Consider the following 24620-nt stretch of genomic DNA (forward strand, 5'->3'; position numbering starts at 1 on the left):
CGGCGGCGTCGAGCCGCTGGTGGAGGCGCTGGCCGGGGACGACCCGGCGCGGGTGGCCGGGGTGCTCGCCAACGATCTCGAGCCCGCCGCACTCTCGCTGATGCCGGCCCTGCGCAGGACCCTCCGGGCCGGAGCCGAGGCCGGTGCGCTGCACGGTATGGTCTCCGGCTCGGGTCCCACCTGCCTGTTCTTCTGCGCCGACCGCGAGCAGGCGATCGCGGTGGCGGCCGAGGTGAGCGAGACCGGCGTCGCACGCGAGGTCCGACTCACCCGCGGCCCCGTCGCCGGCGCCCACGTCATAGACAACCCGCAACAGACACCGGAGCAGTAATGGCCCCCACGAACCTCATCAACCTCGAGCAGGGGTCGGTGTCCTTCGGGATCCGACAGGTGCTCGACGACGTCTCCCTGGGCGTCAACGCCGGCGACCGCATCGGCGTGGTCGGCCTCAACGGCGGCGGCAAGACCACACTGCTCGAGATCCTCACCGGGGTGGCCGAGCCGGACACCGGACGGGTCTCGCGCGTGAGCGGCTTGCGGCTGGCCGTGGTCACCCAGCGGACCGAGCTGGCCGCCGACACCGTGGGCGAGTCCGTGCTCGGGGGATTGGGAGTGGCCACTCACGAGTGGGCGGGCGACCCGCGGATCCGCGCCGTGCTCGACGGGATCGGCATCCACGACCTCGGTCTGGACACCGCGGTGGACGATCTGTCCGGCGGCGAGCGGCGGCGGGTCTCCCTGGCCGCGGCGCTGGTCCAGGACCTCGACCTGCTGGTCCTCGACGAGCCGACCAACCACCTCGACGTCGAGGGCGTGCAGTGGCTCGCCGACCACCTGCGTGCGCGGTCCTCCGCCCTCGTCGTGGTCACCCACGATCGGTGGTTCCTCGACACCGTCGCGACCCACACCTGGGAGGTGGTCGACGGCCGCGTCGAGCAGTTCGAGGGCGGGTACAACGACTGGGTCTTCGCCCGCGCCGAGCGGGACCGACAGGCCGCGGCCTCCGAATCCCGGCGGCAGAACCTCATGCGCAAGGAGCTCGCCTGGCTGCGGCGCGGCGCACCGGCGCGGACCTCCAAGCCGCGGTACCGCATCGAGGCCGCGGAGGCGTTGATCAAGGACGTGCCGCCGCCCCGTGATTCACTACGCCTGTCGAGCTTCGCCGCCCGGAGGCTCGGCAAGGTGGTGATCGAGCTCGAGGAGGCGCGCCTCGACGCCCCCGACGGCCGCACCCTCGTCGAGGACCTGACCTGGCGACTGGCCCCCGGCGAACGGCTCGGCCTGGTGGGCGTCAACGGTTCCGGCAAGACCACGCTCCTGCGTGCCCTCGCCGGTGAGGCCCCCCTGGCCGCCGGCCGCCGCAAGGAGGGCAAGACGGTCCGCATCGGGTGGCTCAAGCAGGAGCTCGACGACCTGCCGCTCGACCAGCGGGTGCTCGAGGCGATCGAGGACGTGGCCGCGCGCGTGGCGTTCGGCGACATCGAGCTCAGCGCCTCCCAGCTGGCCGAGCGCCTCGGCTTCACCCCCGCCCGCCAGCGCACGCCGGTCGGCGACCTCTCCGGCGGCGAGCGGCGGCGCCTGCAGCTCACGCGGGTCCTCATGGCCGAGCCCAACGTGCTGCTGCTCGACGAGCCCACCAACGACCTCGACATCGACACGCTCCGCCAGCTCGAGGATCTGCTCGACGGGTGGCCCGGCACGATGGTCGTGATCTCCCACGACCGCTACCTCGTCGAGCGCATCTGCGACTCGGTGTGGGCGCTGTTCGGTGACGGCGGGCTCACCAACCTGCCGCGGGGGATCGACGAATACCTCGAGCGCCGCAAGCGCGCCGGGGCCGCGGGCGACTCGGGCAAGGTCCTGCGCGAGCCCGCTGGCTCGGGTTCGGGCTCGGGCTCGGGTCCCGGGGCTGGATCGGGCGGTGGTTCGGCATCCGCCGCGACTGCCGGCTCCTCCGGGTCGGGGCTCAGCTCGAGTGACGAGCGGGCGTTGCGCAAGGAGATGTCCAAGATCGAGCGCCAGATGCTCAAACTCGATCAACGACAGGCGACCCTCCACGAGGCCCTCACCGCCGCCGCAGGGGAGGCGCTCGACACGGAGAAGCTCGCGTCCCTCGACCGTGATCTCAAGGACGTGAGCGCGGAGAAGGAACAGCTCGAGGAGCGCTGGATGGAGCTCGGCGAACAGGTCGAGGGCTGATCCACCCGCCGGCGCGAGAGCGGTGTGGACGTCGAACTTGGTCGTCTCTGCTGCGGTGAATCGAGCGTTTCGCCGCGCTGGGCACGACCAGAATGTGGGCGGAACACCTGATGCCAGGACCGAGTGGCGCGGTTCGTTGTGGATGCTCGTCGTCCCCATCCACAGGGGGACGCCGGGGGCGGGCGTGAACGGTCACCGCGGGCGATGATCGTGAGGTGCCCCTTCCTCATCCTGCTGAGCCGTTCATCGGTAGTGCGGCGGTCGTGGAAGGCCATCTGTCCGGCCATCAGCTCAGGTCAGGACATCGTCGTCTGTTCCCCGACGTGTACCTCGCCACCGGAGTGCCCGCCACTCCGGATGTAGTGGTCCGCGGCGCAGCGCTATGGCCACCCGCTGGAGCCGTGAGGTCGGGAAGGTGGCGGTGTTCTACGACGGGGACGTCCATCGAGGCAGGTCTACCTGGGAGTACGACGCGCGGGTCAACGCCGAACTCTAGGAGCTGGGCTGGCAGGTGGTCCGCGTGAACGGTTCGATGTTCCGGAATCCACGGGCGGTACTCCGCCAGATCGGTGCGGCCCTCGAGCGCGGCCGCGCACGGGTATGACCGCGACGCGCGACCACATCACCCGAATCTTGGTCGTGCCCACTGCGACAGAACTGCGTTGTGGCCACAAGGGCCACGACCACACCCGTTGCGCGGGGCGCGCCGCGGTGCGGGGCGCGCCGCGGTGCGGGGCGCGCCGGGGTGCGCGTGAGGCAGGGGCTGGGAGCGTCAATCGGCCGACGAGGGATGTGCGCGAGTGTGGGCCAGACAGGCGGAGAGCAGGGCGTCGGCATCGGTGAGGCTCGGCAGGACGGCGTGGGCACCAGCTGATCGCAACTCGTCAGCGGAGACCCGACCGGTCGCGACGGCGACGCAGCGGGCCCCCGCGTCGAGTGCGCCGCGGACATCGTGGACGTGGTCACCGATCACTACCGCGCGCTCAGCGGACACCTCGAGTCCGCGTGCGCGGGCGGTGGTGAGGGCGCCGCGGACGAGGTCGGCGCGGTCGGCGTGGTGATCCCCGAACGCCCCGAGCCGCGGATCGGGAAGCCCGTCGAACCCGCACACCCGGAGCTTGAGCAGCGCTGTCCGTCGCATGTTGCCGGTGACGATCCCCTGGTGCAGCCCGTCTACCGCGGCGAGGGCGGCTATCGCCTCGTGAGCTCCCGGGAGTGCCCCACCCCCCGCGTCGAGCAGGTCCTGCCCGTGCGCCTCGCACCGCTCGGCGACGGCGTGGAGCAGCGTGGTGACGAGGTCCTCGCGGGGGTCGATCCCGTTCCGCCCGAGCAGGTCGGTGCAGATCGCGCGGTCGGTCCGCCCGGCGAAGGAGACGTCCATGACGGGCTCGCCGCCGACCATCTCGGCGAGCGCGGGGGCGATCATCCGCGAGCCGAACCCGGCGGGGTCGAGCAACGTGAGGTCGAGGTCCCAGAGGACGAGCAGAGCGCTCACGATGGCGGCTGCAGCAGTGGTGCGAGCCACGCGGTGAGGAACGCCCGCAGGTCGGCGTCGGAGCGGGAGTCGGGATCGTCGAGCACCATCACCGACCAGCCGATGTGGACGCCGACGTCGGCGAGGAAGTCGATGCGGTCGGCGAACTCGGGGAATCGCTCGATCGCGGGACCGAGCAGGTGGGCTGTGTACTCGAGGGATCTGTCGACAGCACCCGGATGGTGGATCGGGTTGCCCTCGCCGGACAGCGTCAGGGCTCGCAGCAGCGGGTCCCCGAGGATGCGTCGCCGGGCCTCGATCACGATCTCCACCAGCACCTCGAGCAGAGAGTCGGCCGAGTCCATCACGGACTCGTAGGCACCGACCAGCGCGGTCAACCGCTCGGTGACCGCCTCGCCGATCAACTCCTCTCGGGTACCGAAGATCGAGTAGACCGTCTGCCGACTCACCCCGGCCCGCTTGGCCACGACGGCGATATTGACCCCGTCGAACCCCACGTCCCCGATCACCGCTCGGGTCGCGTCGAGGATGCTGTCACGGGACCTCACGCCGTCCATTATCGCGCGAGTCGGCTGCGGGCCGCATCCGAAGAGCCGGGCCGGGTGCGCCCGGGGCCGTAGGATCGCGGGCATGAGCGGCAAGAAGGACGACAAGAAGGCCACCTCGAGCGGGAAGAGCACGTCCTCGAAGAGCGGCGAGACCGGGTCGAAGAAGAAGGAACTCGCCAGCGGCCTGGAGAAACTGCCCAAGAAGGCGTACGAGGCCGAGCTCGAGCGGTTGCAGGCCGAGCTCGTGGAGATGCAGGCCTGGCTCAAGGAGACCGGGAACCGGCTCGTCGTGGTGTTCGAGGGCCGCGACGCCGCCGGCAAGGGGTCGGCGATCAAGCGCATCACCCAGTACCTCAACCCGCGGTTCGCCCGCGTGGTCGCGCTTCCCGCCCCGACCGAGGTGCACAAGACCCAGTGGTACTTCCAGCGCTACATCGAGCACCTGCCCGCGGCCGGTGAGATCGTGATCTTCGACCGCTCCTGGTACAACCGGGCCGGCGTGGAACGAGTGATGGGCTTCTGCACCACGGACGAGTACCGCCGCTTCCTGCACCAGGCGCCGATCTTCGAGCGCCTGCTCGTGGAGGACGGGATCATGCTGCGCAAGTACTGGTTCTCCGTGTCCGACGAGGAGCAGGAGCGCCGCTTCCGCTCGCGGCACGACGACCCCATGCGCCGGTGGAAGCTCTCGCCGATGGACCTGGAGTCCATCAACCGGTGGGAGGCGTACAGCCGTGCCAAGGACGAGATGTTCATTCACACCGACATCCCCGAGGCGCCCTGGTACACGGTCGAGTCGGAGGACAAGAAGCGGTCGCGCATCAACGTCATCTCGCACCTGCTCTCCACCGTGCCGTGGGAGAAGCTGGAGCCGCCGACGTTCGAGATCCCGGAACGACCCGAGGGTGCGAGCTACGAGCGCCCGCCGCGCGAGGAGTTCAAGTACGTCCCGGACGTGGCGTCGGAGCTGCTCTGACCGGAGGCGGGGCACGATCGGCGACCTGACGCCGGGCGGGGCGGCGGGGGCGGCCTAGGTAGGAATTCCTAGTATCCCGGCGACGGGCACAGACCGGCCTGCCACACTGGGGGCATGAGCGAATTCGTCACCACCCGGCGAGAAGGCCGGATGCAGCACATCGTCCTGGACCGCCCCAAGGCACTGAACTCCCTCGACCTGCCCATGTGCCGGGCCCTGCACTCCGCCCTGGATGCCGCGTCGCAGGACTCGGGAGTGGAGGCCGTCGTCACCACCAGTACCTCGGAGAAGGCGTTCTGCGCGGGCGGCGACATCCGCGCGCTGCGCGACGCCGCGGCCGCCGGCGAGCACCAGACCAACCGGGAGTTCTTCTCCGAGGAGTACGCGATGGACCTCGCGTACCACACGCACCGGGTGCCCACCGTCGCCGTGATCCACGGCGTCGCGATGGGCGGCGGCCTCGGGATCTCCATCAACGGCTCGCACCGCGTGGTCACCAAGAAGGTCATGATGGCCATGCCAGAGACGGCGATCGGGTTCATCCCCGACGTCGGCGCCAGCCACTTCCTGCCCCGCCTGTGCGGCGGCGGGACCCGGGGCCTCGCGGTGGGGATCTACCTCGGCACCACCGGGGTCCGGATGAACTCCGCCGACGCGCTCTACACGGGTCTGGCCACCCATCTGATCGACGACGCCGACCGCGACGCCTTCGTCTCCGCCATCGGGTCCGATGGCCTGGACGCCGCCCTGGAGCGCCACGGCCTCGAGCACTCGGCGGCGGGGGAGTCCGCGGTCGAGAAGCACATCGACCGGATCGAGGACGTATTCTCCCGTGCGACCGTGCAGGAGATGGTCGCGGCCCTGGAGTCCGGTGCGCAGGACGAGTGGGCCACCTCGACCCTCGAGATGCTGCGGTCGCACTGCCCGACGTCCGTCATCGCGACCATCGAGCTGCTCCGCGCAGGGGCGGCCGCGAGCGATCTGCGAGAGTGCCTGGCGGCCGAGTTGGCGCTGGGCGGATGGATCACCGCCCGCCCGGACTTCGTCGAAGGCGTCCGGGCCGTGGTGATCGACAAGGACCGCAACCCCACCTGGGACCCCGCCGACCTCGACGACGTTCACGTGGACGCCATCCGTTCGGCGTTGACCGGGGGCTGACAGGGTCTACTCTGATCGGCGTCCAGCGCACGGGGCGCGGGTCGAGGAGGGGCCATGACCACCACCGGTGACGGCGCGCGCGAACCCGATGTGCTCGCCCCGCACGAGGAGCCCAAGGGCTGGGGGATCGCCGGCGTCACCGTGGTGTCCCTGGCCGCCGCGTTCGTCGTGCTCTGGGGGATCTCCCAGCACGCGAACATGGTCATGCCCGCCTTCCTCGCCCTGAACCTGGTGATCGCCGCCCAGCCGCTGCAGCGGTTGCTCGAGCGTGCCGGCCTGCCGAGGTGGGGCGGGATGATCATCGTCCTGCTGGTGCTCTACCTCCTGCTGGCCGCGCTGGTGGGGATGCTCGTGTGGGCGCTGTGGATCGCCGCCGAGGAGATCCCGCGCTACCAGGACAAGTTCGTCGAACTGTACGAGCAGACCATCGAGTTCCTCGGACGGTTCGGGGTGAGCGAGGACCAGGTCTCCTCGAGCCTGGCGGGAGTCGACCCCGGCACCGTGATCGGCACCGTCCAGAACGTGGCGGGGCAGCTGTCCTCGGCGGGCGGGCAGCTCACCGTCCTGGTGATCGCACTGACCTTCCTGGTGTTCGACGTCCCGGGGATCACCCGCCGTCGGGAGGTGATCGCGCGCCAGCGGCCCCGGCTGGCGGACGCCCTCAGCTCGTTCACCGACGGTGTGAAGTCGTACTGGATCGTCTCGACGATCTTCGGTCTCATCGTGGCGGTCATCGACGTGATCGCACTGATGATCATCGGTGTGCCACTGGCCCTGGTCTGGGGCGTCCTGGCCTTCGTCACCAACTACATCCCCAACATCGGCTTCGTCCTGGGCCTCGTGCCGCCCGCGCTGTTCGCGCTCCTGACCGGGGGACCGGTCGACGCCATCTGGGTGGTGGTGATCTACAGCGTGGTCAACCTGGTGATCCAGAGCTTCATCCAGCCCAAGTTCACCGGCGACGCCGTGGGGCTGACCCCCACAGTCACGTTCCTCTCGCTGGTGTTCTGGGCGTCGGTGGCCGGTGCTCTGGGCGCGATCCTGGCCGTGCCGCTGACCCTCGCGGTCAAGGCCTTCCTCGTGGACGCCGACCCCCGGATGACGTGGTTCTCGACGTTCATGACCACTCCCGACGCCGATGCCAAACGCGACCGGCGGCGGGCCGGGAAGCTGCCGGCACCGCGCTGACCCTCCCCGCGGGCCCGGGCGCGGGGGTTCCGATTGCGCCGATTGCGCCGATTGCGCCGGTTGCGCCGGGGGCGGCGGACGCGCGCGGTCAGTCGGGGGATCCGGGATCGCCGGGTTCGTCCCCGTCGGGCGCCCGGGTGAAGGTCCCGAGACCGTTGCCGTCCAGGAGCTCGACGGTGACCTCGTCGTCGTCGAACGTCACGGAACCCCGCGACCCCGGCGGCCAGTTCTCACTCCGCGGTTCGACCGCGAACGTGTCGCCGCCCCAGGGTTCGAGTGGCCAGGCGGCGGCGCCGCCGACGGTCATCTCCAGCGCGTCCTGCGACTCTCTGACCTCGAGGGCCCCGAAGTAGTCGTTGCGGTACGTCCCGACCAGCTCGGCCGGGTCCCTCGACGGTGCCGGATCGGCGGGCGGGGTCGCGTCCACCAGGTCCCCGACCGGGTCGAGCAGTGACGCGAACGCCTGGCCGAACAGATCCCGCCAGTCCAGCGTGGGGTCGCCGTACTGGGCGTAGTCGGCGAACCTGGCGTTGATCGTCTCCGCCACCCCGCTCGGCGAGGCGTTGGTCACCGTGATGATCCCCAGGTCGAGCGAGGGCAGCATGAGCATCGCGGTGCCCGCCCCGAGCGCGAACGCCCCGGAATGGCTCCACTGGACCCGACCCGAGGAACTGGTACCGATGTTGAACCCGTAGCCGTAGGACCCGGGACGGTCCGCGGCGGCCCGCGGCGGCGAGGAGACGATCTGCGGGGTGAGGGCCTCGCGCAGCGCCTCGGCGGGCACGACCTGGGAGCCGCCGGGCCCCTTGCCGTCGTCGAGCACCATCGCCATCCAGGCGGCCATGTCGGTCACCGACGAACTCAGGCCCCCCGCCGGCGCCTGGGCGTCGGGGTCGCGCTGGGGATCGGCCGGGACCCAGTCCCCGTCCGGGTCGCTCTGGTCCGCGGAGTCGGGGGAGTCGGGGGAGTCGGCGCGCACGTGGCCGACCGCCCGGTTGTCCCGCTCGAGCAGCTCGTCGTGGGAGAACGAGGTGTCGGTCATGCCGAGCGGGTCGAAGATCCGCTCGCGCCCCAGCTCGTCCCAGGGCGTCCCGGCCGCGACCGCCACCGCTTCGGCGCCCGCGGTGAGTCCGAAGTTGGTGTACGCGTAGGAGGTTCGGAACGGCGTGAGCGGCAGGTGGCGCAGCCCGTGCAGGACCGCGGGTCGGTCGTAGCCCAGGTCCTCGAGGTCGTCGCCCGCGTGCTCGGGGAGCCCGGAGCGATGCGCGAAGACGTCGCCGACGGTCACGAGAGGGGACACCTGCGAATCGGAGAGCTCGAACCACGGCAGGTACTCGCTGACGGGGGTGGACCAGTCGACCTCTCCGTTGCCGCTCTCGGCCGCCACCACCGTGGCGCTGACCGACTTGGAGATCGAGGCCAGCGGGAAGACGGTCCGGGCGTCCACCTCGGCGCCCGTGCTGGTGTCCCGGACGCCGAACCCCTCCGCGAGGACCACCTCGCCGCCGTGCACCACGGCCACGGCCGCGCCCGGGATGCCGGAGGCGTCGAGTTCCTCCTCGACGATCCCGGTGACCTTGCCGATCGCGTAGTCGATCCGGTCCTCGCTGACCTCGAGTCCCGAGTAGGCGGCCGGGCTCTCGTCGGGGCCGGGTGTGGCCACCGGTGTCCCGCACGCCGATCCGAGGAGCGCGACGGCCGCGCACACGCTGATCGCTCCCAGGGTCCGACGGTGCCCGGTGGCCGAATCGGTGGTCATCCGCCCAGCTTAGACCGCCGAAGGGGTCCCGGAGGCCCGTGTCGGACCATTCCCCGCGACTCGGTTGCGGTGCGCGTCGATCAGGTCGCGATACCAGTACCAGGAGTCCTTGCGGGTGCGCGTCAGGGTGCTGTGGTCGACGTGGACCAGGCCGAAGCGCTCGGCGTACCCGGCGGCCCACTCGAAGTTGTCCATGGCCGACCACACGTAGTAGCCGTCCACGGTCACGCCCGCGTCGAGGGAGTCCACCACGGCCGCCAGGTGCGCGCGCAGGTAGTCGATCCGGCGCTCGTCGTGGACCGCGCCGTCCGGACCGGGTCCGTCGTGGTACGAGCACCCGTTCTCGGTCACCGTCACCGGCGGCAGTCCCGGATAGCGCTCGTGGAGGGCCACGAGGATGTCGGTGAGGCCTGACGGCACGACGGGCCAGTCGAAGTCGGTCCGCTCGACGCCCTCGATCCGCACCGGACGGAACGGCATGTCCTCCGGGAAGTCCACCTCGAGCACCCCGGCGTAGTCGGCGTCGGGGCGTGGGGACTCGATCACCGTGGGTTCGTAATAGTTGACGCCGTAGTGGTCGAGGGGGCTCGCGATGACGACGAGGTCCTGCTCGAGCTGGTCGGCGGTCAGACCCGCGGTGGTCATGACGAGCTCGGCCACCCAGTCCTCCGGGTAGGCGCCCCGGAGGACCGGATCGGAGAACAGCCAGTTGGTCAGGATGCGGAACATCTCGGCGGCCCCGACGTCCTCCGGGGAGTCGGTCGCGGCGATGACGGGGAAGTGCTGTTGCACCACCCCGACCTCGTGCCGGGGGCCGGCGGCACGGATCGACTCGACGGCAAGACCGTGTGCGCGGAGCAGGTTGTGGGCCACGGGCAGGCAGTCCAGTCCCATCCCGAGCGCCGGCGCGTGATCGGTGAGCCCGTGGCCGTAGAGGGTGTGGACGTTCATCTCGTTGAGCGTGAGCCAGCGGGTGACGCGGTCGCCGAGGGCGTCCACCACCACGGCGGTGTAGTCGGCCAGGGCCTGCGAGGTGTCCCGGCTCAGCCAGCCGCCCTCGTCCTGCAGGGCCTGGGGAAGGTCCCAGTGATAGAGGGTGGGCACCGGGCGGATCCCGGCCGCCAGGAGGTCGTCGACGAGCCGCGAGTAGAAGTCCAGGCCGGGCCGGTTGACCTGCCCGCGCCCGGTGGGCAGGACCCGCGACCAGGAGATCGAGAACCGGTAGTCGTCGACGCCCAGGGCGGCCAGGTCGCGGACGTCCTCGGCGTGGCGGTGGTAGTGATCGCACGCCACGGCCGGGGTGTCGCCGCCGCGGATGCGGCCGGGCTCGGCGGCGAAGGTGTCCCAGATGCTCGGGCCACGCCCGTCGGCGTCGGCCCCGCCCTCGATCTGGGCGGCGGCGGTGGCCGTGCCCAGGCGGAATCCGGGGGGCAGGATCGGGTCTCGGGTCGGCAACGAAGGGTCCTTCCTGGTGGGTGCTATCGGACGCCGCGGAGCGGCAGGGTGCACAGGGCGGCGGCGACGGCGATGCCGGCTCCGACCCAGTAGAGCGCGGGGTATCCGGCTGCGGAGGTGACGAGGGGCACGGCGATCGCGGGAGCGACCACCTGCGGCAGTGAGGTGGCGATGTTGGCCACTCCCAGTAGGGTGCCCGCGGTGCCGGAGGTCGCCAGGGACCCGGTGATGATCGCCATGTCGACCGCGATGAACAGGCCCCAGCCCACGCCGAGCACGGCCGCGGCGGCCAGGACCGCCGGCATGGTGGTGGACCACGCGAGGCCGAGCAGTCCGCCGGCGGTGATCAGTGCCCCGGCCGCGGCGAACTCGCGACGGCGGTGGAGCCGGTCGGAGAACGACCCGGCCATCGCCGCGCAGACCCCGGAGAGGACGAGCGTGATGACGGTGACCATGAGGACCGAGTTGCCCGGGTCCGGCGCCCCCACCACGGAGTCGAGGAAGAAGAACAGGTAGACCAGCAGGATCGCGTTGGTGAGGTTCATGAGGAACCGCAGCAGCCACGCCCACGCGTACTGGCGGGTCGGGCGGAAGTCCGCGAGGGCGACCCGGGGACGTGCGAGGGCGTCGGGTGCCGTCCCGCCGACCTCGACACCCGTTCCGCCGCCGGCGACCGCGTGGGCGGGTGCGACGACCGGGGCCGCACGGTTCGCCACCACGATCGCCGAGAGCAGCGCCGGCGTGAGCACGGCGAGCACCAGGTAACCGGTCGCACCACCACCGACGGACTCCGCCACCACGACGCCGCTGATCACGCCGACGATCTGGCCCACCCCGAACAGTGACCCCACCACGCCCCGCTGCTCTTCGGGGACGCGATCGGCCATCAGGGCGGCCAGCACCGCGAACGGTCCGTTGAACCCCAGCTGCACGAGGACCCACCCCGTGACCGTGGCCGGGCCGGAGTCGGCGGTCAGGAGGACCACCTGGCCCGCCACGCCGATCGCCGTGCCCACGTACACCACCGGCATTCGCGTGCCGAGCCCCGCGCGGCACCGGTCGGAGATCAGCCCCCAGACCGGGTTGGCCACCAGGGCGACGGCCGCCCCGACGCCCACGACCAGCCCGAGTAGCGCCTCCCGTCCTCCCGGACCACCGATCCTGTCGGCCTGCACGGGCAGGAGGATCTGCAGCGGGCCGAACCACGAGGCGAACACCGCCACGACGCCGAGCGTGAGCGCCAGGATCCACAGCGGGCCGACGCGGTCGGCGGGTCGGGTCACCGCACGCGTTCCCAGTTGGCCGTCCACGCCTCGGCTCCGCCCATGAGCTGGCGCTCGAGCTCGGCACGGTCCGGTCCGGCCCGGTGCAGGAGGTCGGCCGCCCAGTCCGCGTAGAGCCCGTACTGGGCCACCCCGTCCACGTTGAGGTCGTAGACGCGGTCACCGAACCGCCACCGGTCCATCACCTCGCCGCTGAGTGCGGTGAACGGGTAGACCAGCGGGTCGGTGGCGGCGCTGGGGCGGGGGTCGGCGAGCAGCGCCAGGCCGTTGACGTCCGAGCCGAAGCCGTACCCGGCCCACGGACGGGTCGTGCCGGCGGTGTTGGCCCGCCACGCCTCCAGGAAGCCGGTGTCGAAGCTCTCGGTGGCGTCGGCGGGCCAGGCGAACGCGGCGACGAACCCGCCCTGCTCGTGCATGCGACGCGTGATGCCCTGGGTGGCCCAGGTGTGGTCGGAGATCAGCCCCGTGTATCCCGCCTCCGCGGCGATGTCGAGCGTTCGGGTGGCCGTCTTGACACTCATGTGGTCGATGTTGATCACCATGCCGCGCGCCATCATCCCGCGGACGGCGTGCTCGCCGAGCGGGGTCAGCCCGCGGACGTTGCACAGCGGCGCCTCCGGGTACACGGGGAGTGCCGCTCCGGCGGGAGCGCCCCCCGTGACCGCCGCCAGCCCGTCCGCGACCGGGGTGCTGGCGATCGGCTGCTCGTGGTCCGCGTCGGGGCCGGTGCACGGCTCGGTCTCCCAGAAGCGCTGGGTCCCGATCTTGTTGCCGACGTTCACCGCGAGCCCGGCCAGGTCCTCGTCCATGCGGGCGCCCCCGAGGGCGTTGTCGAACTTGTGGACGGGGAACACGGTGGACACGCCCCACGACGCGAACTCGTCGAGTCCGCGATCGATGTCCTCGGCGGAACACAGCGGCACGTCGTTCACCACCCGGCAGCCGAACGGCTCGGACGCCTCCACACCGATCGTCACGGCGAGCTTGCCCTGCGCGGCGATGGCGCGGACCTCGCCGGGCGACCGTGCGATCCGGAACCATCCCCGACCCGGGCCACCGTGCTCGGCGTCGATGTGGGCCTCCATCCGGTTCATGTAGTCGACCTGTCGGCGTAGCTGCTCCATCTCGTCACACGAGTACGGCGAGCCGATCAGCATCTCGCACAGCACACGGTTGGCGACCAGGTAGTTGTTGAGCACCCGCAGCCCGCCCCGCCACGCCCGCTCGATGCCGGTGTAGTAGGCCTGCTCGTGCAGTTGGGAGTTGTAGGCCGGCCACTGCGCGAAGGTGGGGTAGCCCTGCGTGCCGCCGGGGACCGCGGTGCCGCCGAGGACGGACTCGAGCAGCGCGAAGTGGCCGAGGTCCGAGTGCGTGGGGCAGTCGGCCAGGGCCTGCGCCATCCCGCCGGGGGCGAACGGTTCACCGCACCGTAGCGCGCCGCCGAACGCCTGGGACGCGGCGATGTGAGCGTGGGCGTCGACCATCCCCCTGACCGGGGCGGCCGCGCGAGCCGGGGCGGTGGCCAGCGGAACGGTGAGTATCACCGCCATGAGGAGGGCCAACGCGGCACGCGGCCACTCGCCGGTGATCGTTCTCTCCGTGGTCGAACTGGTGCGTCCCATGCCCGTGCCCCTCTCAGACGGCTCCCGCCGTGGGTCGGCGAGGGCGTCGGCGTGAGAGGGAGCTTAACCAAGGGTGGGCCGTTCCGAGCCCTATCCGAGCAATTTCTGGACGGTTGTTCAGAGCTTTCCCGGGCCCGGTGAGGCGTGTGTGACTCGAGGGTCAGTTGGTGTCGGCGACCAGCGGTTCGATGGTGAGGTGATCCATCTCCTTGCTGATGTACTGCAGACGCCATTTGTCGCCGAACAGGGCCAGCAGCTCGCCGTCGGTGCGCTGGAACACCTCCACTCCGCGCTGGCGGCCGAGCTCGTCGGCCGAGGCGGCGTCGGTGCGGCGGGCGATGGAGTAGGGCAGGTTGTCGACGACGACCTCGACGTTGAACTCGGTCTTCATGCGGGCGGTCACCACCTCGAACTGCATGGGCCCGACCGCCGCCATGACGGGGTTCGCGTCGCCGCGGGTGTCGTTGCGCAGGATCTGCACCACGCCCTCGGCGGCCAGCTGGTCGATGGCCTTGCGGAACTGCTTGTACTTGCCCAGCGATTGCGCGCGGACCACGGCGAAGTGCTCGGGGGCGAACTGGGGGATCGGCGGGAACTGCACCTTCTTACCGGTGTAGAGGGTGTCGCCGGGGGCCAGCGCGGTGGCGTTGACCAGGCCCACCACGTCGCCCGGGTAGGCGGTCTCGACGGTGGTGCGGTCGCGGCCGAAGACGGTGAGCGCGTACTTCGTGGTGAACGGCTTGGCGGACTGGGCGTGGGTGACCACCATGCCGCGCTCGAACTCGCCGGAGACCACGCGCATGAACGCGAGCCGGTCGCGGTGCGCGGCGTCCATGCCGGCCTGCACCTTGAACACGACCGCGGAGAACGGATCCGAGGTCTCACGCGGCGCGCCGGTGACGGTGTCCCACGCGTGCGGCGGCGGGGCCAGCTCGACCAACGCGTCGAGGATCTGGTGGACGCCGAAGTTGAGCATCGCGGAGGCGAAGATCACCGGGCTGGTCTCGCCGGCCAGGTAGAGCTCCTGGTCGTGGTCCTGACCCATGGCGGAGAGCAGTTCGGACTCCTCGACGGCGGTCTCCCAGACCTCGCCCTCGCGCTCGGCGGCGGCGGCCGGGTCGTAGTGCTCCTCCGGGGCGATGGTCGAGCCGCCGGCGGTGCGGGTGAAGTGGATGTACTCCTCCGGCGCCCCCTCGGGGCCGCGGCGGAGCAAACCCCGGTAGTCACCGGCGATGCCCACGGGCATGAACAGGGGGGTGGGGACCAGGCCGATCTGCTCGGTGATCTCGTCCAGCAGTTCCAGCGGCGCCTGCCCCGGCCGGTCCCACTTGTTGATCACCGTGATGATGGGCAGCCCGTTGTGCTTGCACACCCGGAACAGCTTCAGCGTCTGCGGCTCGAGGCCCTTGGCGGCGTCGATGAGCATGACCGCGGCATCGACCGCGGTGAGAACGCGGTAGGTGTCCTCGGAGAAGTCGGCGTGGCCCGGGGTGTCCACCAGGTTGATGACGTACGGCTCGTCGTCGTCCGGCGACCCGGCCGGCTTGTAGGTGAACTGCAGTGCCGTGGAGCTGACCGAGATGCCGCGGGCCTTCTCCATCTCCATCCAGTCCGACACGGTGGCGCGGCGACCGGACTTGCCGTGGACGGCGCCGGCCTCGGTGATGACCCGCGCGTGCAGCGCGAGCGCCTCGGTGAGCGTGGACTTGCCGGCGTCCGGGTGGGCGATCACGGCGAAGGTGCGGCGTCGGGCCACCTCGGAGCGTACGTCCGCGTGGGCCCCGGACCTGTCGGGACCAGCGGGTTGCCCGGTCGTCCCGGTGTCCTCGGCGGTCTCCGTCACGCGTCCTCCTCGGTGCTCCGGCGGCCCTCGCCGTCGTCATCCCAGGGTACGTCCGTCCACGTTCGAGCACCCAATCCGCCAGTGCGCCGCCCGGGGTCGGCGGGCGCGCACGAAAGGCGAGGTCACGCGGGGCGCCATGTCGGACCCGGCGCCTACGGTGCGCAGTGGCGGCGTCACCGGACGCGCCGGAGCGGAGACGGGAATGAGTGCGAGCAGGGACGGTTCTGTGGTCGGGGACGCACGGGTACGCGAGGAGCGGAGGGCGGCGCTACGCGACCTGCTCCCGGCGATCGAGCGGTTGCGTGGTGTCCGCTCGGTCGTGTGGTCCGGGGGCGGTCGGAACGAGGACGGCTCGTATAACCTCCGGTACCCGATCTACGACCGCGACACCGAGAAGGTCATGGAGGTCTGCAACGGGGGAGCGCTGACCGATGTCGAGTACCGGCGGACGCTTCGGCGGCGAGGTGGGCACGGAATGGGCAGCCGGGCACCTGATCTCGTGGCGTTGGCCCGGGACTCCGACGAGGAGCTGACCGTCGCGCTGCTCACCTGGATGATGCGGTCCGAGAGGTTCAGCGAGGGTGAGGTCGCGGCGTCGCTGGAGAGCGGGGCGCTCGTGGCGCTTCTCGACCGGCTGCGAGAGCTGTACGACATGTGATCGCCCCACGAGCCGGTCGTGCGCTCCTGCTCCGGCCCGTCAGTGCCCCCCGCCCAGGGCGGCGTCACGTCGCAGCCGCCGGGGACGGCTCACGCGGAGTGGACCTGGTTCTGGGCGGTCTCCAGCCCGTGCGTGAGGAGCAGTTCGACGGCGTCGGCGGCGTCCTGGACCAGGAACGGCACGTCGGGTTGCTCGAGCTTAGAGAAGCGCTTGAGCACGTAATCCGCCACCGCCATGCGACCCGGTGGCCGGCCGACCCCCGCGCGGACGCGGATGTAGTCGCGCGTGCCGAGGGCGCTGGTCACCGAGCGCAGGCCGTTGTGCCCGCCCTCGCCCCCGCCACGCTTGAGCCGGACCTGACCGAAGTCGATGTCGATCTCGTCGTGCACCACGATCACCTCGGTGGGGGCGACGGAGAAGTACTTCGCCACCGCCGCGACGGGGCCCCCGGACAGGTTCATGTAGCTGCGCGGACGGGCCAGTACCACGGCCTGGTCGGCCAAGCGCGTCTGGGCGACCTCGCAGTTGGTCCGCTTGTGCGTGGAGAAGCTCGCGGGCATGGGCAGGGCGCGGGAGGCGAGCTCGACCAGCACGTCCCAGCCGATGTTGTGTCGGGTGCCCTCGTAGTCGGGACCGGGGTTGGCCAGGCCCACGACGAGTCTGGGTCCGGGGGCGTCAGCGGTACTCACGGACCCATGGTCCCAGACCGGGTCGGTCGCCGCTCCCGTCGGTCGACTCCCCACCCGCTCGTCTCCGCTCCGGCTCGGGCCGTCATGCCTGCAGCTCGGCCCGGGCCGTCTCGAGCACCGCCGCCGTCAGGGCGTCGAGGTCGGGGGACTGGAGTCTCCAGTGTTGCCAGAACAGTGGGACGTCGAGGGGGCGGTCGGGGGAGACCTCGGCGAGCTCGCCGGAGACCAGCCACGGTGTGGCCAGTCGCTCGGGGACCAGGCCCCAGCCCAGCCCTGCGGCGATGGCCCGGACGTGGTCGTGCGAACTGGGCACGAAGTGTCGGGGTCCGGTCGGTTCGCGGCGGGCCAACCGTCGGTAGTGGTGGTTCTGGTGGGCGTCGCTGCGATCGAAGTCGACGATGGGGGCTCGGCCCAGCGCGGTCGTGGGCGAACCGTCCCGCAGGTGCCGGGCCACGAACCCGGGACTGGCGCACGCGAGGTACCGCATCGACCCCAGCGGCAGTGACCGGCACCCCTGGACGGGTCGGGACTCGCTGGTCACCGCCGCCATCACCTCGCCCCGCCGGAGGAGCTGGGAGGACAACGACTCGTCCTCGCGGCGGAGGTCGAAGACCACCCGGCCCGAGGAGTGGACCTCGGTCATGGCGTCGAGGAACCAGGTGGCCAGCGAATCGGAGTTGCACGCCACCGCCAGGACCACATGCTCTGTCGGGGTGCCCGCTCCGTCGAACTCCCGGGACAGGGATTCCTCGAGGTGGAGCATCTGCCGTGCGGTCCGGAGCACTGTCTCGCCGGAGTCGGTCGCCGTGACCGGGCGGTCCCGGCGGACCAGGATTCGGCCGGCCGAATCCTCCAGCGCTCGAATCCGCTGGGACACCGCGGACTGCGTGAGGTGGAGGTGGGTGGCGGCCGCGTCGAACGAACCGAGGTCGACGACGGCCACGAGGGTGCGCAACTGGTCCAGGTGAAGTGCGTCCATAAGTGAGGCTAATGCTAGCCAAGGAACTGTAGTAGCGCTACATCCATCGCGACCCTAGCGTGGGGACGTGACCACCACCTCCACGCTTCTCATGGGCGCCGGCATGGGCCTCGGGCTCATCGCCGCCGTCGGCGCACAGAACGCCTACGTCCTCCAACGCTCGATCCGCGGCGACGTGGCGATGGTCCCGATCGTGATCTTCTGCGTCCTGTCCGAGGCGGCCCTGATCCTGCTCGGCGTGGCCGGGGTCGGGGCGCTGGTCGAGTCCGCGCCCGCCGCCATCACGGTGATGAAGTGGTTCGGGGTGGTGTTCCTGCTGGCCTACGGCGCCTTCGCCGCATCCCGCGCCCTGCGCCCCGGCAGCGGGCTGCAGGTGGACGGCGACGCACGGATCCCCTCGACCCTGGGCGCGGTGGCGGCGTGCGCGGCGTTCACCTGGCTCAACCCCCACGCCTATCTCGACAGCGTGGTGTTCCTGGGGACCCTCGCCAACCAGCAGGCGGGGGATCTGCGCTGGGTGTTCGCGGCCGGGGCGTTCCTCGCCGGAACGGCATGGTTCGCGTTGATCGGTTTCGGGGGCAGGACCCTGCGCGGAGTGTTCGCCAGGCCCGGGGCGTGGCGGGTACTGGACGCGGGGATCGCCGTGATGATGGTCGTCCTGGCCGTGGGCCTCATTCGGGGCTAGGTCTCGACTGCGGCTAGGTCTCGACTGCGGTCGGGACCAGCCGGCCGGAGCGTCCGGACGAGGGATTCCGGAATCGACCGCGGGCCCGCTCCGACTCGATGGTCGGTAGCGGGCCCGCGGGCGGTGTCGCCGCAGCTCAGGCCGCGGCGAGGGGGATCACGCCTCTTCGGCGGCCTGGGCGGCGTCCTCGGCGGCCTCACCCTGGGGGGCTGCCTCCTCCTCGGACTCGAGGTCCGCCTCGGTCGGCGCCTCGATCACGTTGACGATCAGGGTCTCGGGATCGGAGACCAGGGTGCTGCCGGCGGGGAGCTCGATGTCGGCGGCGGTGATCTGGAGGCCGGCCTCGGCGTCCTCGACCGAGACCTCGAAGCCCTCGGGCAGGAGGGTGGCGTCGGCCTCGATCTCGACGTAGCTGGCGTCCTGGGTGACGAGGGTGCCCGGGGCGGCGTCGCCGACGACCGTGACGGAGACCTCGACCGTGACCTTCTCGCCCTTGCGCACGACGAGCAGGTCGGTGTGCTCGATGACGCGGGTCAGCGGGTGCACGTCGATCTGCTTGGGCAGCGCGAGCTGCTCCTCGCCCTCGATGTCCAGCGTGAGCAGCGAGTTGGTGCCGTGCGCACGCAGCACCGCGGCGAACTCCAGGGTGTTGAGGAGGAGGTGGCGCGGCTCGGTGTGGTGGCCGTAGAGCACCGCGGGGACCTGGCCCTCACGACGGGCGCGGCGGGCGGAGCCCTTGCCGAACTCGGTGCGGATGGTGGTCTTGAGGTTGTTGATTTCCTTGGCCATGGTGAACCTTCTGTCGGTGGGGAGCGCGCGTGCGCTCTGCGGGCGGGAGACCTCCCCGGCGACCGAGACGATCGCCCGGGGCGGCCCACCGGGGACCACACCGACAATGATCGCGTCGATAACGGAGTGGCCCCTGCAGGGCCCTCCCTCGCCGAGATGACCCGATCAGCCTAGCGGCGCGGAGCCCGGCCCCCAAATCACGCCGGGCACCCCGGGCTCCGGGTCACGCCGGGCACCCCGGGCTCCGGGTCACGGCGATCCCCCCAACCGTCAGAGGATGTCCTCGACGGCCGAGGTGGGCCGCGCCAGGCGGGTGCCCTTGCCGGTGACGACGAAGGGCCGCTCGATGAGCCGGGGGTGCGACACCATCGCCTCGAGCAGTTCCTCGTCCGAGGCCTCGAGCAGACCCAGCTCGGTGAACTCGGCCTCCTTGACCCGCACGGCCTGCCGCACCGTCAGCCCGGCATCGGAGATGAGGGTGCGGAGCTCGGGGACCGTGGGCGGGGTGTCGAGGTACTTGACCACAGTCGGCTCGACCCCCCGCTCGCGCAGCAGGTCGAGCGCCTGCCGGGACTTCGAACAGCGCGGGTTGTGGTAGATCGTGGCGCGACCCGCGGCGTCCGCGGACATGTCAGGCGTTCCCGTTGAACAGGCTGGTCACCGAGCCGTTCTCGAAGACCTCGTGGATGGTCCGGGCCAGCAGCGGGGCGATGGACAGCACGGTGAGGTTGTCGAACCGCTTCTCCGGCGGGATCGGCAGCGTGTCGGTGGTGATGACCTCCTTGGCCCCGCACGTGGCCAGCCGCTCGGCCGCCGGGTCGGAGAAGACACCGTGGGTACAGGCGATGATCACGTCGCCGGCACCGGCGTCCTTGAGGACCTTGACGGCGCCGGCGATGGTGCCGCCGGTGTCGATCATGTCGTCCATCAGCACACAGGTGCGTCCCTCGACGTCACCCACGACGCGGTTGGACTTGACCTGGTTGGGCACGTTGGGGTCGCGGGTCTTGTGGACGAACGCCAGGGGCGCACCGTCGAGGGCGTCGGCCCACTTCTCGCCCACCTTGACGCGGCCGGCGTCGGGGGAGACCACGCAGATGTTGTCCGTGCCGTAGTGCTCACGCACGTAGTCCGACAGCTGGCCCTGGGCGTGCATGTGGTCGACCGGGCCGTCGAAGAATCCCTGGATCTGGTCGGTGTGCAGGTCGACCGTGATGATCCGGTCGGCGCCGGCGGTCTTGAGCAGGTCGGCGATCAGGCGGGCCGAGATGGGCTCACGACCCCGGTGCTTCTTGTCCTGCCGCGCGTACGGATAGAACGGCAGAACGGCCGTGATCCGCTTGGCGCTGCCGCGCTTGAGGGCGTCGATCATGATGAGCTGCTCCATGATCCACTTGTTCAGCGGCGCCGGGCAGCTCTGCAGCACGAACGCGTCGCAGCCGCGGACAGACTGCTCGAAGCGGACGAAGATCTCCCCGTTGGCGAAGTCGCGGGCGGTCTGGGGGGTGACCTCGATCCCCAGCTCGGCGGCGACCTGATCCGAGAGTTCGGGGTGCGCACGCCCCGCGAAAAACATCAGGTTCTTCTGGTTGTCGATCCACTCGCTCACTCGGTGAGTCCGTCCTTCTAGGAGTCGTTCCGGGTACGTAGGGCGGCCTCGGCCGAGCCGGAATCCGGTCGGTTCTCGATCACCCAGTCGTCGATGTTCCTCTGTCGTCCGCCGGACACCGCCAGGGCCCCGGGCGGGACGTCGTTCTTGATCACGGTACCCGCGCCCGAATAGGCCCCGTCTCCGACGGTCACCGGTGCGATGAACATGGTGTCCGAACCGGTGCGGCAGTGATCGCCGATCACTGTACGGTTCTTGTTCACCCCGTCGTAATTGACGAAGACGCTGGATGCCCCGATATTGGTGTGCTCCCCGATGGTCGCGTCGCCCACGTAGGTCAGGTGCGGGACCTTGGTGTGCGCCCCGATGCTCGACTTCTTGACCTCCACGAAGGTGCCGATCTTGCTGCGCTCGCCGAGCTCCGCCTGCGGACGCAGGTAGGCGAACGGGCCGACCTCCGCTCCGGGCCCGATGCTCGCGCCGACGGCATGGGTGCGCACGACGCTCGCGCCCTCGCCGACCGTGGTGTCCTGCAGGGTGGTGTCGGGTCCGACGGTCGCGCCGTCGCCGATCACGGTGGAGCCGGTGAGGTGGGTGCCCGGCAGGATGGTGACGTCCCGGCCGATGCGGACGTCCACGTCCACCCAGGTGCTGCCCGGATCGACGATCGTCGCGCCGGCGCGCATGGCCGTCTCACACAGACGACGGTTCATCTCGGCGGCCAGCCCGGCCAGCTGGACGCGGTCGTTGACCCCGGCCACCAGATCGGCGTCCTCGACACGGTGGCCGCGGATGAGCCCGTTGGACTGACGCGCCAACTGGATGACGTCGGTCAGGTACAGCTCGCCCTGCGAGTTGTCGGTGCCCAGCTCGCCCAACTTCTCCCGCAGGACGCGGGCGTCGAAGGCGTAGATGCCGGAGTTGACCTCGTCGATCGCCCGTTCGTCGTCCGAGGCGTCCTTGTGCTCGACGATCCTGAGCACCTCGCCGTCGTCGTTCCGCACGATCCGCCCGTACCCCGTGGGGTCGGGGGCCGTGGAGGTCAGGATGGTGACCGAGGCGCGTGGCCGGAGGTCGTGGCGCGTGACCACCTCGCGGAGGGTGTCGGCGTCCAGCAGGGGGATGTCCGAGGTGGTGACCAGCACCGTTCCCGAGAAGTCGGCGGGCAGGGCGGCCATGCCCGCGGCCACCGCGTCGCCCGTGCCGTTCTGCTCCTCCTGCACCGCGGTGGTCACCGGGACACCCAGGTCGACGGCGAGTTCGGCGACCGCGGCCCCGACCTGCTCACGCTGGTGCCCCACCACCACGACGATCTGCTCCGGGTGGATCCCGGCCGCGGCGTGCAGCGCGTGCCCGAGCATCGTCCGGCCGCACACCCGGTGCAGCATCTTGGGCGTCGCGCTCTTCATCCGGGTGCCGGAACCGGCGGCCAGGACGATGACCGCGGTCTGCGAGCGGTCGGTGTCGGGTGTCGTCATCAAGTCTCCTCGGGCGGCGTGGCGTGCCGGTGTCGGGTTCGCGTCCGGCGAGCGGACCGTCCCCGAAAGGATAAGGGCTGGGTCTGACGGGGACCACGTCGTTGCGCGGTACCGGTGGAGGCCCGCCTGTGCGGCCCCTACGGTGGGGCCCACCATCAGGGCCGTCAATCGGAGAGGGGACACAGATGACCCACGACAAGACGGTGGCCGACCTCGTCGTCGAACGACTGGTCGCCTGGGATGTGGAACGGATCTACGGATACGCCGGGGACGGGAACAACCCGATACTCGGCGCGCTGCAGCGGTCCGACGTGGCACCGCGGTTCATGCGGGCGCGGCACGAGGAGTCCGCGGCGTTCATGGCGGTGGCCGACGCCAAGTACTCGGGCGGGGTGGGAGTGGTCAACTCCACACAGGGCCCGGGTGCCGTGCACCTGCTCAACGGCCTGTACGACGCCAAGCTGGACAGCGTCCCGGTGGTGGCGCTGGTGGCGCAGCAGCACACGGGCGTGCTCGGCTCCGGTTACCAGCAGGAGATCGACCTGAGCAGCGTGTTCGCCGACGTCGCCGGGCCCTTCATGCAGACCGTCGTCGCCGCCGACCAGCTGCCGATGGTGATCGACCGGGCGTTCCGCGCCGCCCTGACGCACCGGACCCCGGTCGTGGTGGTGATCCCCCATGACGTGCAGAACGCGCCGGCGCCCGAGCTGGCCGGGGACGACGGTCAGGAGCACGGGGTCGTCGTGACCGCGCCCGAGTGGACGCACGGGGTGGTCTCGCCGCGCGAGGACGACGTGGCCCGCGCGGTCGAGCTGCTGGACGCGGGGGAGCGCATCGCCATCCTCGCCGGGCGCGGCATGGCCGGGGCCCGGCAGGAGCTGATGGACCTGGCCGAGGCCCTGGACGCCGGGGTGACGATGAGCCTCCTGGGCAAGCCGTACGTCGACGAGTCCCATCCTCTGGTGGGTGGAACGATGGGGCACCTGGGGACGACGGCGAGCGCGCGCATCCTGCAGAACTGCGACACCCTCCTGATAGTCGGATCGAACGATCCCTGGACGGAGTTCTACCCGGTGCCCGGGCAGGCGCGGGCCGTGCAGATCGACCTCGACCCGTCCCACCTGGCCAACCGCTACCCCGTCGAGGTGGGGCTGGTCGGTGACGCCGCGGTGGCGCTGCGCGCGCTGACCGAGCGCGTGGGGGAGCGTGACCGGTCCGCGTGGCGCGGCGAGGTGGAGCAATGGGTCGGGCAGTGGCGCGAGATCTCCCGCGAACGCGCGGAGGTGCCGGCCCGCGGCCTCAACCCGGAGCTCGTGGCGCGCAGATTGTGCCGTCACATGCCGCACGACTCCCGGCTCGCCGTGGACGTGGGCAGCTCGGTGTACCACTACGTCCGGCAGATGGACCTGCCGACCTCGGTCCCGGCACACCTGTCGTCCACGCTGGCGTCGATGGGGTGCGGCATCCCGTACGCGATCGCCGCCAAGGCCACCGCCCCGGCCAGGCCCGTCGTGGTGCTGGCCGGCGACGGGGCCGTGCAGATGTTGGGGATCAACGAGCTGATCACCGTCTCCGAGGCGTGGCCCGGATGGGATGACCCCACGATGGTGGTGGTGGTGCTGTGCAACGGCGACCTGGCGGAGGTGAGCTGGGAGCAGCGGGAGACCGAGGCGGCCCCGCGGTTCGCGCCCTCGCAGGACGTCCCGGCGTTCGACATGGCCGGTTACGCCCGGCTGCTGGGGCTGCGCGGGGTTCGGGTCGAGGATGCCGACCAACTCGACGCCGCGCTGGAGGCGGCGTTCACGGCGGACCGGCCCACGGTGATCGAGGCGGTCACCGACCCCGACGTCCCGCTGCTGCCGCCCTTCCCCCACGGCCGGGAGATGCTCGGGTCGATGCGCGAGGGCCTGCGGGCGGAAGGCGACGCCGGACGCCACGGGTTGGTACTGCTGGAGGAGTACGCCCGAATCGAAGAGGAGAGGTTCACATGACCGGAGCGAACGAGTCCGACCCCCAGTCCGTCACCCAGCAGGGTGAGGAGGAGGTCCGCACCCCGCGCAACCGGCGCCAACCCGTGCTCGCCGTTCTGGCGATCGTGGCGATCCTGCTGCTCGTCCTGGCGCTCGCGATCTCCGGCGGGATGGGCTGAGGTCCGCGAGGGGGCCGGTGGCTCCCCCGCCAGGACTCGAACCTGGAATATCTGAACC

At 71.0% G+C, this 24620-nt stretch carries 21 protein-coding genes and 1 pseudogene; 9 read left to right on the plus strand and 13 right to left on the minus strand.

All coding sequences use genetic code 11. From position 1 onward, the window contains the following. Together G6031_RS06830 and G6031_RS06835 are read left to right on the plus strand one after the other, a co-directional pair. Window positions 1-331 (plus strand): annotated as a pseudogene (locus G6031_RS06830) (4-(cytidine 5'-diphospho)-2-C-methyl-D-erythritol kinase); the annotation flags it as partial. After that, complete coding sequence (locus tag G6031_RS06835; protein ID WP_182652843.1) at window positions 331-2199, plus strand: ABC-F family ATP-binding cassette domain-containing protein; 1869 nt, start codon at window positions 331-333, stop codon at window positions 2197-2199. The pseudogene G6031_RS06830 and the gene G6031_RS06835, both read left to right, overlap by 1 nt. 772 nt (window positions 2200-2971) lie before the next feature. On the opposite strand, the gene G6031_RS06840 is transcribed toward G6031_RS06835, so the two are convergent. Next, on the minus strand, window positions 2972-3694 hold the full coding sequence (locus G6031_RS06840) for an HAD hydrolase-like protein (protein WP_182652844.1): 723 nt from the start codon (window positions 3692-3694) through the stop codon (window positions 2972-2974). Then, window positions 3691-4242: a TetR/AcrR family transcriptional regulator gene (locus G6031_RS06845; protein WP_179525812.1), complete on the minus strand. Its 552-nt coding sequence runs from the start codon at window positions 4240-4242 to the stop codon at window positions 3691-3693. Before G6031_RS06845 ends, G6031_RS06840 begins: the two co-directional genes overlap by 4 nt. Before the next feature lie 82 nt (window positions 4243-4324). Between G6031_RS06845 and ppk2 the strand changes: the two genes are divergently transcribed. The 3 genes from ppk2 to G6031_RS06860 all read left to right on the plus strand — a co-directional run bounded on the left by ppk2 (window position 4325) and on the right by G6031_RS06860 (window position 7564). Next, a complete protein-coding gene (gene ppk2 / locus G6031_RS06850; protein ID WP_241737233.1) occupies window positions 4325-5218 on the plus strand; it encodes a polyphosphate kinase 2 in 894 nt (297 codons plus the stop codon). Between the two features lie 114 nt (window positions 5219-5332). Then, window positions 5333-6376 carry an enoyl-CoA hydratase/isomerase family protein gene (locus tag G6031_RS06855; protein WP_179525811.1) on the plus strand — a complete coding sequence of 348 codons (1044 nt, stop codon included), beginning with the start codon at window positions 5333-5335 and terminating at the stop codon, window positions 6374-6376. A 54-nt stretch (window positions 6377-6430) separates the two neighbouring features. Further along, window positions 6431-7564: an AI-2E family transporter gene (locus G6031_RS06860; RefSeq protein ID WP_182652845.1), complete on the plus strand. Its 1134-nt coding sequence runs from the start codon at window positions 6431-6433 to the stop codon at window positions 7562-7564. A gap of 88 nt (window positions 7565-7652) precedes the next feature. Here G6031_RS06860 and G6031_RS06865 read toward each other — a convergent pair whose 3' ends face one another. The 5 genes from G6031_RS06865 to G6031_RS06885 form a co-directional block, all read right to left on the minus strand. Continuing rightward, complete coding sequence (locus G6031_RS06865; protein ID WP_182652846.1) at window positions 7653-9323, minus strand: serine hydrolase; 1671 nt, start codon at window positions 9321-9323, stop codon at window positions 7653-7655. A gap of 9 nt (window positions 9324-9332) precedes the next feature. Continuing rightward, entirely contained in the window at window positions 9333-10778 is a 1446-nt protein-coding gene (locus tag G6031_RS06870; protein ID WP_182652847.1) for a GH1 family beta-glucosidase, read from the minus strand. 23 nt (window positions 10779-10801) lie between these two features. Then, the gene (locus G6031_RS06875) at window positions 10802-12061 is read right to left on the minus strand and encodes an MFS transporter (RefSeq protein WP_347238455.1); all 1260 of its coding nucleotides are present in this window, start codon (window positions 12059-12061) and stop codon (window positions 10802-10804) included. Then, window positions 12058-13683, minus strand: a complete 1626-nt coding sequence (locus G6031_RS06880) for a hypothetical protein (protein WP_241737234.1) — start codon at window positions 13681-13683, stop codon at window positions 12058-12060. The genes G6031_RS06875 and G6031_RS06880 overlap by 4 nt, the downstream gene beginning before the upstream one ends. Window positions 13684-13843: 160 nt before the next feature. Further along, window positions 13844-15526, minus strand: a complete 1683-nt coding sequence (locus G6031_RS06885) for a peptide chain release factor 3 (RefSeq protein ID WP_182652849.1) — start codon at window positions 15524-15526, stop codon at window positions 13844-13846. Window positions 15527-15728: 202 nt separating this feature from the next. Here G6031_RS06885 and G6031_RS06890 point away from each other — a divergent pair, with 202 nt between their 5' ends. Then, window positions 15729-16184, plus strand: a complete 456-nt coding sequence (locus G6031_RS06890) for a DUF6508 domain-containing protein (RefSeq protein WP_182652850.1) — start codon at window positions 15729-15731, stop codon at window positions 16182-16184. A gap of 89 nt (window positions 16185-16273) precedes the next feature. Here G6031_RS06890 and pth read toward each other — a convergent pair whose 3' ends face one another. Continuing rightward, a complete protein-coding gene (gene pth / locus G6031_RS06895; protein ID WP_179525804.1) occupies window positions 16274-16873 on the minus strand; it encodes an aminoacyl-tRNA hydrolase in 600 nt (199 codons plus the stop codon). 82 nt (window positions 16874-16955) lie between these two features. After that, window positions 16956-17852, minus strand: coding sequence for a LysR family transcriptional regulator ArgP (locus tag G6031_RS06900; RefSeq protein ID WP_179525803.1), 897 nt, complete (start codon window positions 17850-17852; stop codon window positions 16956-16958). Window positions 17853-17919: 67 nt separating this feature from the next. Here G6031_RS06900 and G6031_RS06905 point away from each other — a divergent pair, with 67 nt between their 5' ends. Next, the gene (locus G6031_RS06905) at window positions 17920-18537 is read left to right on the plus strand and encodes a LysE family transporter (RefSeq protein ID WP_182652851.1); all 618 of its coding nucleotides are present in this window, start codon (window positions 17920-17922) and stop codon (window positions 18535-18537) included. A 156-nt stretch (window positions 18538-18693) separates the two neighbouring features. On the opposite strand, the gene G6031_RS06910 is transcribed toward G6031_RS06905, so the two are convergent. From G6031_RS06910 to glmU, 4 genes are all read right to left on the minus strand, one after another. Further along, complete coding sequence (locus tag G6031_RS06910) at window positions 18694-19326, minus strand: 50S ribosomal protein L25/general stress protein Ctc (RefSeq protein ID WP_179526307.1); 633 nt, start codon at window positions 19324-19326, stop codon at window positions 18694-18696. Window positions 19327-19596: 270 nt separating this feature from the next. Continuing rightward, entirely contained in the window at window positions 19597-19956 is a 360-nt protein-coding gene (gene arsC, locus G6031_RS06915; RefSeq protein WP_182652852.1) for an arsenate reductase (glutaredoxin), read from the minus strand. 1 nt (window position 19957) lies between these two features. Continuing rightward, on the minus strand, window positions 19958-20935 hold the full coding sequence (locus G6031_RS06920) for a ribose-phosphate diphosphokinase (protein ID WP_179525800.1): 978 nt from the start codon (window positions 20933-20935) through the stop codon (window positions 19958-19960). 17 nt (window positions 20936-20952) lie between these two features. Continuing rightward, on the minus strand, window positions 20953-22413 hold the full coding sequence (glmU, locus tag G6031_RS06925; protein ID WP_182652853.1) for a bifunctional UDP-N-acetylglucosamine diphosphorylase/glucosamine-1-phosphate N-acetyltransferase GlmU: 1461 nt from the start codon (window positions 22411-22413) through the stop codon (window positions 20953-20955). Between the two features lie 185 nt (window positions 22414-22598). Between glmU and G6031_RS06930 the strand changes: the two genes are divergently transcribed. Both G6031_RS06930 and G6031_RS06935 read left to right on the plus strand, forming a co-directional pair. Then, window positions 22599-24404 carry a thiamine pyrophosphate-requiring protein gene (locus G6031_RS06930; RefSeq protein ID WP_182652854.1) on the plus strand — a complete coding sequence of 602 codons (1806 nt, stop codon included), beginning with the start codon at window positions 22599-22601 and terminating at the stop codon, window positions 24402-24404. Further along, window positions 24401-24562 (plus strand): hypothetical protein, encoded by a 162-nt coding sequence (locus G6031_RS06935; RefSeq protein ID WP_182652855.1) that lies wholly within the window; start codon window positions 24401-24403, stop codon window positions 24560-24562. Before G6031_RS06930 ends, G6031_RS06935 begins: the two co-directional genes overlap by 4 nt. The last annotated feature ends 58 nt before the right edge of the window (window positions 24563-24620 follow it).

Source organism: Dietzia sp. CQ4 (assembly GCF_014145125.1).
In the GTDB taxonomy this organism is placed as follows: Bacteria; Actinomycetota; Actinomycetes; order Mycobacteriales; family Mycobacteriaceae; genus Dietzia; species Dietzia natronolimnaea.